Raw genomic sequence first — 12,642 nt, forward strand, 5'->3', positions numbered from 1 at the left:
AGCTCGAGGGCCTCGGCGAGGTCCGCAGGACGCAACGCCGGCAGGTCGCCGAGCAGCACGGCCCGCCGTCCGTGGGGAGCCGCGGCGAGTCCGTCCGTCACGGCGGCCGCGATGCCGCGCGGGGCGGGCTCGACGACGACCTGAACGCCCGCCACCTCGATGAGCGGGTCGGCGGTCACCACGATGACGCGGGCCACCTCGGCTGCCGCCTCGATCGTGTCGAGGGCGATCGCCCGGGCCAGCAGTGAACGGTCGGTGCCGGGCATGTCCAGCCGCGACTTGCCCACCTCGGCGGGCTTGACCGGGATGACGACGGTCCAGGACCGGTCACGCACCGGCGGACTCCGCGAGACCGAAGGGGGCGGGGTCGAAGTGGCCGAAGCGGTCGCGGAACTCCTGCGCCTTGCCGGGCCACAGCAGCACCTGCCGGCCCGAGTCCTCGTCGACGTACCAGTTGTGGCAGCCCGAGGTCCACACGCCGCTGCGGGACTGGATCTCGTCGACGTAGGCCTGCTCCGCGTCGGCCGAGACCTCGAGTGGCCCGTTCGCCGTCCACGGCAGGGCGGAGGCCACGTAGTCCGCCTGTGCCTCGATCATCAAGACGGCCGAGTTGTGCGCCAGCGTGGCGTTCGGTCCGTCGAGCACGAACATGTTCGGGAAGCCGTGGACGACGGTGGAGGCGAAGGCGCGCATGCCCTGCGACCAGTACTGGTCGAGGGCGAGCCCGTCGCGCCCGGCGATGAGCGACGCGAACGGCTGGCGCGTGGTGTGGAAGCCCGTCGCGGCGACGACGACGTCGACCTCGTGGCGTGAGCCGTCGGCGGCCACGACGGCACCGGGCTCGTACGCACTGAGCGCGCTGGGGACGAGGCGGACGTGGGGGAGACGCAGGGTGTCGTAGTACTCGTCGCTGAAGAGCACGCGCTTGCAGCCGAACTCGTGGTCGGGGGTCAGGGCCGCCCGCAGCAGGGGGTCGGGCACCCGCTCGGCGAGGTGGGCCAGGGCGCGCGCCCGGGCATCGGTGCGACCGGCACCCGCGCGCTGGTCGAACACCTCCTCGGTCTCGCGCATCAGCGTGTCGCGCAGGTCGTCGAGTCGCTCGGGCTGGCGCTCGAACAGGGCGATCTCGGCTTCCGCGTACGCCCGGTCGCCCTTGGGCATGATGAACGGCGCGCTGCGCTGCAGGACGACGACCGACGCGGCCCGGCGGGCGATCTCGGGCACGACCTGGATCCCGGACGCGCCCGTGCCGACGACGGCCACGCGGGCGTCGTCGAGGTCGACGTCGTGGTCCCAGCGGGCCGTGTGCATCACGGGTCCGTCGAACTCGCCGGGGACGCGCGGCAGGCGCGGCTCGGTCAGCCGCCCCGCCGCCATGACGAGCACCTCGGCCTCGACGGACCCGCGCGAGGTGGCGAGTCGCCAGCGCCTGCCGTCCCACGTCGCGTCCTCGAGCTCGGTCGAGAGCATGATGCGGTCGGCGACGGAGGCGGCGGCGTCCCGCAGGTACTCGAGGATCTCCGCGCCGGGTGCGAACACGCGGCTGAAGCCCGGGTGGGCGATGTCGGAGTAGCCGTAGAGGTGCGCCGGGACGTCGCAAGCGACGCCGGGGTAGCGGTTGTCGTGCCACGTGCCGCCGATGCCGGGTCGCCGCTCCAGCACGACGAAGGACTCGCCGGACGCCGCGAGGCGGCGAGCCATCGCGATGCCCGCGAATCCGGCGCCGACCACCGCGACGCGCACGGCCGTCACGACGCGACCCCGTACGTGGTCGTCCGCAGCCGCAGTTGGCGCCCGAGGGTCTTCGCGATCGCCTCGGCGGCGGGGACGGTCATCTCGTGCCCGAACTCGACCCCGGCCTCGGGCAGCACCCGGCCGTCGTGGAGGGTCCCGCCGAGGTCGTCGGCCCCCGAGCGCAGGACGAGGACCGTGCCCTCGGCGCCCAGGCGGGTCCAGGCGGCCTGGACGTGGTTGATGCGGCCGTGCAGGACCAGTCGGGCGACGGCGTGCACGGCGCGGTGCTGGTCGTCGGTGTGCTCACCGCCGGGGAAGGCCATCGGGACGAGCTCGTTGAAGCCGCCCGTGTCGGCCTGGATCTGCGCGAGCTTGCGCAGGTGACGCACGATCTGTGCGGGCGACTCGCCGTGACCGTAGAAGAGCACCGACGTGGAGCGCAGCCCGAGGGCGTGTGCGGCCCGGATCGAGGACTCCCACAGATCGACCGGCAGGTCCTCGGGGAACCGCTCGGCGCGGTATGCCTCGTCGAAGACCTTGACCCCCGTGCCCGGGACGGTGTCGACGCCGGCAGCCTGCAGGGCCGCGTACTGCTCGGCGACCGTGCGGCCGGTCCGTCGGGCACCGTCGACGACGTCGGCCGGCCGGAACGCGTGCAGGTGCAGGTCGGGGGCGGCCGCGCGGGCCGCGCGGACCATCTGCTCGTAGACGTCGGGCGGTGTGTCCTGCGGTGCGGTGCCCTGGATGCACAGCTCGGTCGCGCCCAGGGCGACGGCGTCCGTGGCGACCGCGGCGACGAACTCGGGGTCGGTGACGCGGTCGGAGCCGAGGTTGCGGTTCCGGACCAGCGAGACGGTGGACCCGACGACCGAGCGTCGCAGCTCGTCGGCCAGGCCGGCGAGGCGGTCGAGGTCGCGGCCCGTCACCGTCAGCAGCTCGACGTACTCGTGGTCGGACAGGTCGGCCGGGTCGCGCTCGGCCCGGGTGAGCAGGTGGGCTCGATGCTCGGCTCGTTCCCCGGCTGCTCGACCTTCGGTGAGGACGGCCGGGTGAGGTCCCTCGGTGGTCGAGTGGCTCCGCGACGAACGAACGGGCGCGTCGAGGCCACGCGCCAGGCCCTCGGAGTCGGCGAGGGCGAGGACGGCGTCGTGCAGGACCGGGTCGATCCACTCGTCGCGGTCACGGACGTAGTGCGGGTGGGCCGTGAGGCGCTCGCGCAGCTCGAACCCTGCGGCGCGGGTGGCCTCGGTCAGCTGATCGACCTGGGGCCACGGCCGCTCGGGGTTCACGTGATCGGCGGTCAGCGGGCTGACGCCGCCCCAGTCGTCGATGCCCGCGGCGACGAGGCGCGCCAGCTCGCCGGGGTCGGAGAGGTTCGGCGGAGCCTGGATCCGCGCATCCGGGCCGAGCACGATGCGAGCCGTGGCGACGGCGGCGATGAAGGCGTCGGCCTCGGCGTCGTCGGAGCCCTGCATCGCCGTGGCGGGCTTGGCGCGGAAGTTCTGGACGATGACCTCCTGCACGTGGCCGTGCCGGTCGGCCAGGCCGCGCAGCGCGAGGATCGTGTCGAAGCGCTCCTCGACCGTCTCGCCGATCCCGACCAGCAGCCCGGTCGTGAAGGGGATCCGCAGCCGGCCGGCGTCCTCGAGCACCTGCAGTCGCAGCGCCGGGTCCTTGTCGGGGGAGCCGAAGTGCGCCTCGCCGGGCTCGGTGAACAGTCGTCGGCTGGTGGTCTCGAGCATCATGCCCATCGACGGCGCCGTGGGGCGCAGGCGCTCCAGCTCGGCCGCGGTCATCACGCCGGGGTTGAGGTGGGCCAGCAGCCCCGTCTCCTCGGTGATGCGACGGGCCAGGTGCCCGACGTAGTCGAGGGTCGAGGCGAAGCCGTGCTCGTCGAGCCACGTGCGGGCGACGTCCCAGCGGTCCTCGGGCCGGTCGCCGAGGGTCAGCAGCGCCTCCTTGCAGCCGAGGGCGGCACCTTGGCGCGCCGTCGCCAGCACCTGCTCCTCGGAGAGGTAGGGCGCGATGCCCTTGCGCTCGAGCTTGCCGGGAGTGTCGACGAACACGCAGTAGTGGCAGCGGTCGCGGCACAGGGTGGTGACGGGGACGAAGACCTTGCGCGACCACGTGATGACTCCCGGTCGCCCGGCCCGGGCGAGGCCCTCGTCGCGGATCCGTCCGGCCTCGGCCACCAGGTCGTCGAGGTCGCGACCGCGAGCGAGCAGCATCGAGGCGTCGCGCAGGTCGGGCCGCATGTCGCCACCCTAGTCCGGACTCCTGACGCGTCGACGCCGTGCGCGGTGCGAGCCGGTGACGGCCCCGGGAACGTCCCCGTCACCGGGGCCGCGCCCGTCCTGCGACCGGCACGCCCCCAGGCCTTGGTGAATCCCTCTGGCGTAGCCTGCGGGCGTGTTCAGTCGACTCGTTCCCCTGCTGTTCGCCGCCCTCCTGACCCTGTCCGCGTGTGGTGATGGCGGACCCGATGAGGGCACCCAGGCCGCCGGCATCGCCGTCGCGGACGCCTGGGTCAAGGCCACCGACGCGGACATGAGTGCCGCCTTCATGGTGCTCAGCAACAGCGCTGAGAAGGACGCCACGGTCGTCGGCGTCACGACCGACCTCACCGACAGTGCCGAGTTGCACGAGACCAAGGACGACATGATGCGCCCGGTCGACAGCTTCACGATCCCCTCCATGGATTCGCTCATGCTCGAGCCCGGTGGCGACCACGTGATGCTGATGGACCTCGCCGATCCGATCGAGCCCGGACAGGAAATCACCTTCACCCTCGAGTTCGACGATGGATCGACCTTCGACGTCACGGCGACCGCCAAGGACTTCGCCGGCGGCGACGAGGACTATGAGGGCGGCAAGGGTCACGAGGACCACGAGGACCTCGAGGACCACGAGGGGCATTGAGTCGTGAAGCGTCGTGCTCTCTTCGGAGGAGCTGCGGCGGTGGGTGCCGCAGCCGTGGGAGGCGCCGCACTCGGGGCCGTCTCGACCGGTGCGCCGACCGAGGTCGATCCCACCGGTGACCTCACGGTCGACTTCCACGGGCGTCACCAGGCGGGCATCGAGATGGAGCCGCAGGCGCACCAGACGCTCGTCGCCCTCGACCTGCGGGCCGGTGTCGACGCCGAGGCGGTGCGTCGCCTGCTGCGGCTGCTCACCGACGACGCCGAGCGACTGGCGAGCGGTCGCGCGCCGCTGGCCGACCTCGAGCCCGAGCTGGCGGCCGTGCCGGCCCGGCTGACCGTGACCTTCGGCTTCGGAGCGGGACTCGTGGCCGCCGTCCGCGGTCGCGGGAACGTGCCGGCATGGCTGGGTCCGCTCCCGGCCTTCCGCCGGATCGATCGCCTCCAGGAGCGCTGGAACGGGGGAGACCTCCTGCTCCAGGTGGCCGCCGACGATCCGACGACGGTCGCGCACGCGCTGAGGCTGTTGGTGCGCGACTCTCGGGCCTTCGCGACGGTCCGCTGGCGTCAGGACGGCTTCCGCCACGCGGCAGGCACCCACCGTCCGGGCACGGCGATGCGCAACCTGTTCGGCCAGGTCGACGGCAGCGCCAACGAGGCGCCGGGATCGAGCGGATTCGAGCGGGTCGTGTGGCGCGACGACGACGAGGCGTGGCTCGACGGGGGCACGACGATGGTCGTCCGTCGGATCGCCATGAACCTCGACACGTGGGACGAGGTCGGTCGCACCGGCCGCGAGTTCTCGATCGGGCGCCGATTGGCGGACGGAGCGCCCACGACGGGCGGGACCGAGGCGGACGACGTCGACCTCGACGCCGTGGACGAGCGCGGTTTCACGGTGGTCGGTCCGGCCGCTCACGCCCGCCGGGCCCGGACGGACGACGACACCCAGCGCATCTTCCGGCGCGGGTACAACTACGACGACGCGTCCGGGACGGGGCTGGTCTTCTCGGCCTTCCAGGCCGACCTGGAGCACCAGTTCGTGCCGATCCAGGCGCGGCTGGCCGAGATGGATGCCCTCAACGCGTGGACCACTCCGATCGGCTCGGCGGTCTTCGCGATCCCCCGCGGAGTCCGTCCCGGTGAGCACGTCGGTGAGGCGTTGTTCACGTGACGAAGCAACGCTAGAATTCTGTACATGACCACCCTCTCTCTCGCTGACGCTCGCGCGAACCTGTCGAAGATCGTGGAGTCCGCAGTGACGACGCACGAACGATTCGATGTCACCCGCAACGGCGATCGTGCGGTCGTGGTCATGAGCGCTGATGATTACGACTCCCTGCTCGAGACGCTGGACATCCTCAGCCACCCAGACGAGGTGGCTGCCATCCGTGAAGCCTTGGCTGGGGACGCCGGCCGGCGGTCGTCGCTCGAGGAGGTCCAGGCGGAACTCGTCGCGGCCGGACGCCTGAACGCGTGACCGATGGCTACTCGGTGGAGTTCGCTGCGCCTGCCAGACGCGCGCTGGCCGGTGAGCTTCCCGAATCGATCGTGGCTGCGGTTATGGAGTTCATCACTGGACCGTTGCGCGAGAAGCCTCATCGAGTGGGCAGACGACTGCGCGCACCGTTGGACGAGCTGTACTCCGCGCGCCGGGGCGACTACCGGATCCTCTACCGCATTCTCGATGGCGTTCTCGTCATCGAGGTGGTCTCGGTCAAGCACCGACGCGATGTCTACCGCCGGTGAACCGAATCCTCAGGCGACACACCTACACTCGATCGGGTGATTCGATTCGACAAGGTCACCAAGACCTATCCGGGCCAGAAGCGTGCTGCCCTCGACCGGCTCGACCTCGAGATCACCAAGGGCGAGTTCGTCTTCCTGGTCGGCGCGTCCGGATCCGGCAAGTCCACGTTCCTGCGCCTGATCCTGCGCGAGACGCGCCCCACGTCGGGCCACGTGTTCGTCGCGGGCAAGGAGATCAACAAGCTCTCCAGCTGGAAGGTGCCCAAGCTGCGCCGCCAGCTCGGCACGGTCTTCCAGGACTTCCGCCTGCTGCCGAACAAGACGGTGTTCGAGAACGTCGCCTATGCGCTCGAGGTGATCGGCAAGCCGCGCGACGAGATCAAGAAGCTGGTCCCCGAGACCCTCGACCTGGTCGGCCTCGACGGCAAGGGACACCGCCGTCCCGACGAGCTCTCCGGCGGTGAGCAGCAGCGCGTCGCCATCGCCCGCGCGTACGTGAACCGGCCGATGATCCTCATCGCCGACGAGCCCACCGGCAACCTCGACCCCAGCACCAGCGTCGGCATCATGAAGCTGCTCGACCGCATCAACCGCGAGGACACCACGGTCCTCATGGCCACCCACGACTCCTCGATCGTCGACCAGATGCGCAAGCGCGTCATCGAGCTCGACGAGGGTCGCGTGGTGCGCGACGAGGCCCGCGGCATCTACGGCTACCAGAACTGAGACCCATGCGAGCGATCCTCACCGAACTGCGCGCCAGCCTGACCCGCAACACCTCCATGACGATCTCGTTGATCGTCACGATGAGCGTGTCGCTGCTGCTCGCGTCGCTGGGCCTGCTGATCCAGGCCCAGGCCGAACGGACCGAGCAGTACTTCGGCGACCGGCTGCAGCTGCAGGTCAACCTGTGCACCAAGAACTCGCCCGCCGCCACGTGCGTCGGCGGCGCCGCCACCGACGAGCAGAAGGCCGCCGTCCAGACAGCGCTCGAGGACAACCCCGAGGTCAAGGCGGTCTCGATCCGCAGCCCCGAGGAGAACTACGCGCAGGCGCGCGAGCTGCTCGGCCAGACCGACACCGGCCGCAAGCAGCTCGAGACGCTCGGCGTCGACTCGTTCCCCGAGTCGTACTTCGTCACGTTGAAGGACCCGCAGCAGTTCGACGGCGTCGTCAGCGAGGTCTCGGGCATGGACGGCGTCGGCAACGTGAACTCGCTGCGCGACCTGCTCGGACCGCTGTTCGAGATGCTCGACAAGATGCAGTGGGCGGCCCTCGCGACTGCCGGCCTGCTGATCATCGCGGCCATCCTGCAGGTCTCCAACACGATCCGGATGACCGCGTTCGCGCGCCGTCGCGAGATCGGCATCATGCGCCTCGTCGGTGCCTCCAGCTGGCACATCCAGGCGCCGTTCGTGCTGGAGTCGCTCGTCGCGGCGATCGTCTCGGCGGCCCTGGCCGCCGGCGGCATGGCGGCGTTCATGCACTTCGTCGTCTACGGCTACCTGCGCGACACGCTGGGCCGCATCACGACCTGGGTCCGCTGGGAGGACGCCTTCCTCGTGATGGGCATGACCACGGTGCTGGCCCTGCTGCTGGCGCTCGTGCCCACCTTCGTCATGACGCGCAAGTACCTCGACGTCTGACGCCGTGACACGCGGGCGCGAGGCTGGCGACAAACCCTCAACCTGAGGCGTAGAGTCACACCGTCAGAACGCACGATCCTGTCCTGACGGACACTTCCCCGGATTCGAGGCCCATGACGAGACTGCGCAAGCCGATCCTCGCCCTCGCTCTCAGCGCCATGCTGGTGGCAGGTTTCAGCACGCCCACGTTCGGTGACGAGAAGGACGACCTCCAACGCCAGCAGCGCGAGACCGAGAAGAAGCTCGACGCCGCGAAGGACGAGGTCCAGGAGTCCACGAAGGCCGCCCGCGACGCGAAGGCCGCGCTCGCGCGTGCCGAGTCGAAGCTGTCCGCCGCCCAGTCCGAGCTCGGCCGCACGCGCGGCCGGCTCGCCGTCGCCGAGGCCGAGGACGCGCGACTGCGCGCCGCGCTCGAGAAGGCGCAGGCCCAGCTCGCGGCAGCCGAGGCTCGCCTGAAGAAGGCCGAGCGCGAGCTCAGGTCATCGCGGGGTGCGGTCGAGTCGTTCGCGGTCGAGTCCGTCATGGCCGGGGACTCGGGCCTCAAGGCCTTCGGCGACCTGCTGCGCGGGGCCGACCCCGCCGAGTTCTCCGAGTCGATGAGCGCCAGCACGTCGATCGGCGACGCCCAGATCGCGATCATGCAGGAGCTCGCGGCCTCCGAGGTCATGCTCGGCATCGAGCGCGACGAGGTCGAGGAGCTGCGCGACCAGGTCGCCGCCCAGAAGGCCGAGGCCGAGGCCGTGGTCGTCCAGATGCAGTCGCTGACGGCGCAGGCCGAGCAGCAGGCCGCCTCCGTGGCCGAGCTGGTCACGGCGCGAGCCGGCGCGAAGCGCAACGCCGACGTGACCCTGCAGGCCGACCTCGCGCTGCAGCGCGACCTGGAGGCCGACCGTGCTCGGCTCGAGCGTCAGGTGGCCGAGATCGTCCGCAAGGAGCTCGAGGCAGCTGAGCGCGAGCGCCAGCGGCGGCTGAAGAAGAAGGGCGGTGGCGGTGGCGACAAGGACAACGGCGGCGGCGGTACGACCGGCGACTCCGGCGGCACGCTGAGCCGTCCCGTCCCCGGCCCGATCACCTCCCCGTACGGCATGCGCCGTCACCCGATCACCGGTGTCTACAAGCTGCACGACGGCACGGACTTCGGCGTCGGCTGCGGCGTTCCGATCCGAGCCGCCGCTGCCGGCACGGTCATCTCGCAGTACTACAACGGCGGCTACGGCAACCGGGTGATCCTCAACAACGGTGTCAAGCGCGGCGTCAGCGTCATCACGACCTACAACCACCTGTCGCGGTACGCCGTCAGCACGGGCGCAAGGGTCTCGCGCGGACAGGTCATCGGGTACGTCGGTTCCACGGGCTATTCGACGGGCTGTCATCTGCACTTCATGGTGCTGGTGAACGGTTCCACGACTCAGCCGATGAACTGGCTCTGACCGAATCGCCGCCACCTGTCAGAATGGTCGAATGGCCAAGGAGACCGGTCGCAAGATGATCGCGCAGAACAAGAAGGCGCGGCACGACTATCACATCGAGGACACCTTCGAGGCCGGTCTCGTCCTGACCGGCACCGAGGTGAAGTCGTTGCGTCAGGGTCGTGCCTCGCTCGTCGACGGCTTCGGCGAGATCGACCGCGGCGAGGCCTGGCTCCTGCAGGTCCACATCCCGCAGTACGACAACGGCACGTGGACCAACCACGAGACGCGCCGGCGCCGCAAGATGCTGCTGAACCGGCACGAGATCGAGAAGATCGAGTACCGCACGCAGTCCAAGGGCCTGACGATCGTGCCGCTGAGCCTGTACTTCAAGGACGGCCGTGCGAAGGTCGAGATCGCGCTGGCGCGCGGCAAGAAGGCCTACGACAAGCGCCACGCGATCGCCGAGCGCCAGGCCAGCCGTGACGCCGAGCGCGAGGTCGGCCGTCGCCTGAAGGGCATATGACCTGGCAGGACGCGGACCTGTCCGCGTACCTCGATCGCCTCGGCGTGCCCGGGATCGTGGACGTGCACGTCCACTTCATGGCGCCGCAGGTGCTGGCGAAGGTGTGGGCGTACTTCGATGCCGCCGGACCGAAGCTGGGCCGGCCGTGGCCGATCCACTACCGCACCAGTGACGAGGAGCGGGTCGAGACGTTGCGGGCCCTGGGCGTGAGGCGATTCACCGCCCTGTCCTACGCCCACAAACCGGGGGTCGCGGGGTTCATGAACGACTGGCTCGCGGGGTTCGCCGAGCGGGTCCCGGACTCGGTGCGGTCGGCCACGTTCTTCCCCGAGCCCGAGGCGGCCGAGTACGTCCCCGCCGTGATCGCCGACGGTGTGCGCGTGTTCAAGGCGCACCTGCAGGTGGGGGAGTTCGCGGCCGACGACCCGTTGCTCGATCCGGTCTGGGCCGCGATCGAGGAGGCGCAGGTGCCCGTCGTCCTGCACGCCGGGTCGGGCCCGATGCCCGGTCCGCACACGGGACCGCAGGGAGTCGCGAACGTGCTGGCCCGCTTCCCGCGGCTGCCGCTCGTGATCGCGCACCTGGGCATGCCCGAGGTCGACGCGTTCTGCGAGCTCGCCGAGCAGTACCCCGACCTGCGACTCGACACCACCATGACCTTCGTGGACTTCTTCGACAGTCCGCCGCCCGTCGACCCGAAGAGGCTGTTGCGGCTGCAGGACCAGATCGTCTTCGGCAGCGACTTCCCGAACATCCCGTACCCGTACGCGCACCAGGTCGAGGTCCTCGACCGACTGGGGCTCGGGGACGACTGGATGCGGGCGGTGCTGTGGCACAACGGCGTCGCGTTGCTCGCTGCCTGAGGAACTGCTTTCGTCTCGGGAATCAATTCGTCGCCACAGCGTTGTATCCTGATGAAGCCGGTTCGCCGGCGGTTGACAATTCCAGAGGGGCTGATCGGTTTCGACTGTGGTCGTTCGATCCACGAGAAGCGGGTAGAGAAGGCAACGTCATCTCTCAAACGTTCGTTGCAAACCCATAAGTGCCGATTCCAAGCGCACTGACTTCGCCCTCGCTGCCTGACAGCGATCCCGCGAAGGGTGGACCCGGGAGCGTCCTCGTCCCGGATCGTCCATCTCATCTAGAGGACTTGCTGGTCTGACCACGTAGCGGGGTCAGACCGGGACTTTTTCGCTACTGAGCCTGTCGGTGACGCGTTCGTCCGAGCACCGGGGCCGAGAAAAGCGTGAGACGAACTGCACCCGGAGAAGTCGTGGTTCAGCGTCATAGGACCCGGGTTCGATTCCCGGCAGCTCCACAGCCCTCATGGACGAGAGCCGCTCCGACACGTCGGAGCGGCTCTTCGTATGTCCGGCGTGACCAAGCACACGGAAACGCCTCGAAGCATCTCGTGACGTTCTAGCGTTGTACCACTGTGATCACGCGCCACTTCCTCCCCATCATGCTCGCTCTCTCCGTGGCGCTCGGCGGACTCCTGTCCACCCCTGCGCAGGCTGCGCCGCGGGTGGGGATGGTGCAGGCCGTCGGTGTCACCTCGAGCTCGGTGACGCTCACGTGGCCGAAGTACAGGCGTGCGAAGACCTACGAGGTGCAGCGCGCTTCGAACTACGCCTTCACGAAGGGGAAGCGGTCGCTCAGGACGCGGGCGACCCGGGCGACCGTCCGCGGCCTGCGCCGCGGCGTCGAGTACTGCTTCAAGGTCCGTGCGTACAGCGCGAAGGGCAAGCACCTCGCGACCAGTGCCCGCACGTGCAAGCCGGCCGCGGCGATCTCCGTGCCGAAGCGGGGCACGACCGTCTCCGCGCTGACGTACAACGTGTGCTCGAAGGTGTGCGACACGCGCTCGGACCTGCGCATGAGTCCGTGGAGCGTCCGGCGTGGCGTCGTCACCACCACGATCCGCCGCTCAGGGGCGGACGTCGTGGCGTTGCAGGAGTCCTCGGGGTGGAAGACGATCGCGCAGGACCTCGGCCCGACCTTCACGGTCGTCCCGGACTTCGGGTACTACCTGTCGTCCAGCCTGGTGTTCCGCACGTCCCGCTTCGCGCAGGTCGTCGACAGCGTCCACGAGCTCGACCCGTACGGCGAGCCGGTCGAGGTGACGACACCGCGCGCCGCGACGATCAGGCTCCCGAACGGCCGGCTCGCGACGTGGGCCGAGCTGCGGGACCGAACCACGGGGAAGCACACGATCTTCGTCTCGGCGCACATCTCGGACCAGAAGGGCCGGGCGGCGAACGCGCGACGCCGGGCGGAGACCCGCTCCCTGATGGCGCAGGTCGACGCGGCGAACACGAACCGGTCCCGCGTCGTCTACCTCGGCGACTTCAACTCCAACAAGTCCCGCGGGCACGCCGGTGACACCCCGGCCCGGGTAATGGGCTCAGCCGGCTACCTGGACGCCTACGACCAGGCCCGGACCTTGACGCGGCCGAACTTCAACAGCGCCACGCAGGGCTCGCGTGTCCCGGTCCGCAGCTACACGCACGGCGACCACATCGACAAGGTGTGGGTCCGCCGCGGCGACGGGATCGGCGTGTTGTCGTGGGCGAACATCAACCCCGTCCGCAGCGGAAGGTACGTCGGCCCGATCGGCTCGGACCACTGCCCGATCCTGGTGCGGCTGCGGTTGTCCTGAG

General features: G+C 70.1%; 13 protein-coding genes and 1 other RNA gene. 11 read left to right on the forward strand and 3 right to left on the reverse strand.

Annotated elements, in window-relative coordinates:
* The 3 genes from RT323_RS03665 to cofG form a co-directional block, all read right to left on the reverse strand.
* On the reverse strand, positions 1-335 hold a 335-nt coding region (locus tag RT323_RS03665; RefSeq protein ID WP_313405104.1), incomplete at its 3' end, for an NTP transferase domain-containing protein.
* Positions 328-1,752 (reverse strand): NAD(P)/FAD-dependent oxidoreductase, encoded by a 1,425-nt coding sequence (locus tag RT323_RS03670; RefSeq protein WP_313405105.1) that lies wholly within the window; start codon positions 1,750-1,752, stop codon positions 328-330. The genes RT323_RS03665 and RT323_RS03670, both read right to left, overlap by 8 nt.
* Positions 1,749-3,989 (reverse strand): 7,8-didemethyl-8-hydroxy-5-deazariboflavin synthase CofG, encoded by a 2,241-nt coding sequence (gene cofG / locus RT323_RS03675; RefSeq protein ID WP_313405106.1) that lies wholly within the window; start codon positions 3,987-3,989, stop codon positions 1,749-1,751. Before cofG ends, RT323_RS03670 begins: the two co-directional genes overlap by 4 nt.
* 154 nt (positions 3,990-4,143) lie before the next feature.
* On the opposite strand from cofG, the gene RT323_RS03680 reads away from it, so the two are divergent.
* The 11 genes from RT323_RS03680 to RT323_RS03730 all read left to right on the forward strand — a co-directional run bounded on the left by RT323_RS03680 (position 4,144) and on the right by RT323_RS03730 (position 12,641).
* Complete coding sequence (locus tag RT323_RS03680) at positions 4,144-4,653, forward strand: copper chaperone PCu(A)C (protein WP_313405107.1); 510 nt, start codon at positions 4,144-4,146, stop codon at positions 4,651-4,653.
* A gap of 39 nt (positions 4,654-4,692) precedes the next feature.
* A complete protein-coding gene (locus RT323_RS03685) occupies positions 4,693-5,826 on the forward strand; it encodes a Dyp-type peroxidase (RefSeq protein ID WP_313405109.1) in 1,134 nt (377 codons plus the stop codon).
* A 24-nt stretch (positions 5,827-5,850) separates the two neighbouring features.
* Positions 5,851-6,132 carry a type II toxin-antitoxin system Phd/YefM family antitoxin gene (locus RT323_RS03690; protein WP_313405110.1) on the forward strand — a complete coding sequence of 94 codons (282 nt, stop codon included), beginning with the start codon at positions 5,851-5,853 and terminating at the stop codon, positions 6,130-6,132.
* Positions 6,129-6,401, forward strand: coding sequence for a type II toxin-antitoxin system RelE/ParE family toxin (locus RT323_RS03695; protein WP_313405111.1), 273 nt, complete (start codon positions 6,129-6,131; stop codon positions 6,399-6,401). Before RT323_RS03690 ends, RT323_RS03695 begins: the two co-directional genes overlap by 4 nt.
* 36 nt (positions 6,402-6,437) lie before the next feature.
* The gene (gene ftsE / locus RT323_RS03700; protein WP_313405113.1) at positions 6,438-7,127 is read left to right on the forward strand and encodes a cell division ATP-binding protein FtsE; all 690 of its coding nucleotides are present in this window, start codon (positions 6,438-6,440) and stop codon (positions 7,125-7,127) included.
* 5 nt (positions 7,128-7,132) lie between these two features.
* Positions 7,133-8,047, forward strand: coding sequence for a permease-like cell division protein FtsX (gene ftsX, locus RT323_RS03705; protein WP_313405114.1), 915 nt, complete (start codon positions 7,133-7,135; stop codon positions 8,045-8,047).
* A 113-nt stretch (positions 8,048-8,160) separates the two neighbouring features.
* On the forward strand, positions 8,161-9,477 hold the full coding sequence (locus RT323_RS03710) for a peptidoglycan DD-metalloendopeptidase family protein (protein ID WP_313405115.1): 1,317 nt from the start codon (positions 8,161-8,163) through the stop codon (positions 9,475-9,477).
* Positions 9,478-9,508: 31 nt separating this feature from the next.
* Positions 9,509-9,982: an SsrA-binding protein SmpB gene (smpB, locus tag RT323_RS03715; RefSeq protein ID WP_313405116.1), complete on the forward strand. Its 474-nt coding sequence runs from the start codon at positions 9,509-9,511 to the stop codon at positions 9,980-9,982.
* On the forward strand, positions 9,979-10,845 hold the full coding sequence (locus tag RT323_RS03720; protein ID WP_313405117.1) for an amidohydrolase family protein: 867 nt from the start codon (positions 9,979-9,981) through the stop codon (positions 10,843-10,845). The genes smpB and RT323_RS03720 overlap by 4 nt, the downstream gene beginning before the upstream one ends.
* Before the next feature lie 86 nt (positions 10,846-10,931).
* Positions 10,932-11,303: a transfer-messenger RNA gene (ssrA, locus tag RT323_RS03725) on the forward strand.
* Between the two features lie 141 nt (positions 11,304-11,444).
* Entirely contained in the window at positions 11,445-12,641 is a 1,197-nt protein-coding gene (locus tag RT323_RS03730; RefSeq protein ID WP_313405118.1) for a fibronectin type III domain-containing protein, read from the forward strand.
* Position 12,642 lies beyond the last annotated feature (1 nt).

The sequence above is a fragment of the Aeromicrobium sp. genome (assembly GCF_032084975.1).
Taxonomy (GTDB): Bacteria; Actinomycetota; Actinomycetes; order Propionibacteriales; family Nocardioidaceae; genus Aeromicrobium.

Bases quoted from the DNA above. Each gene is read 5' to 3' on its own strand.
- cofG (WP_313405106.1), bottom strand. From the start codon at position 3,989: ATGCGGCCCGACCTGCGCGACGCCTCGATGCTGCTCGCTCGCGGTCGC.
- RT323_RS03690 (WP_313405110.1), top strand. From the start codon at position 5,851: ATGACCACCCTCTCTCTCGCTGACGCTCGCGCGAACCTGTCGAAGATC.
- ftsX (WP_313405114.1), top strand. From the start codon at position 7,133: ATGCGAGCGATCCTCACCGAACTGCGCGCCAGCCTGACCCGCAACACC.
- RT323_RS03710 (WP_313405115.1), top strand. From the start codon at position 8,161: ATGACGAGACTGCGCAAGCCGATCCTCGCCCTCGCTCTCAGCGCCATG.
- smpB (WP_313405116.1), top strand. From the start codon at position 9,509: ATGGCCAAGGAGACCGGTCGCAAGATGATCGCGCAGAACAAGAAGGCG.
- RT323_RS03720 (WP_313405117.1), top strand. From the start codon at position 9,979: ATGACCTGGCAGGACGCGGACCTGTCCGCGTACCTCGATCGCCTCGGC.
- RT323_RS03730 (WP_313405118.1), top strand. From the start codon at position 11,445: ATGCTCGCTCTCTCCGTGGCGCTCGGCGGACTCCTGTCCACCCCTGCG.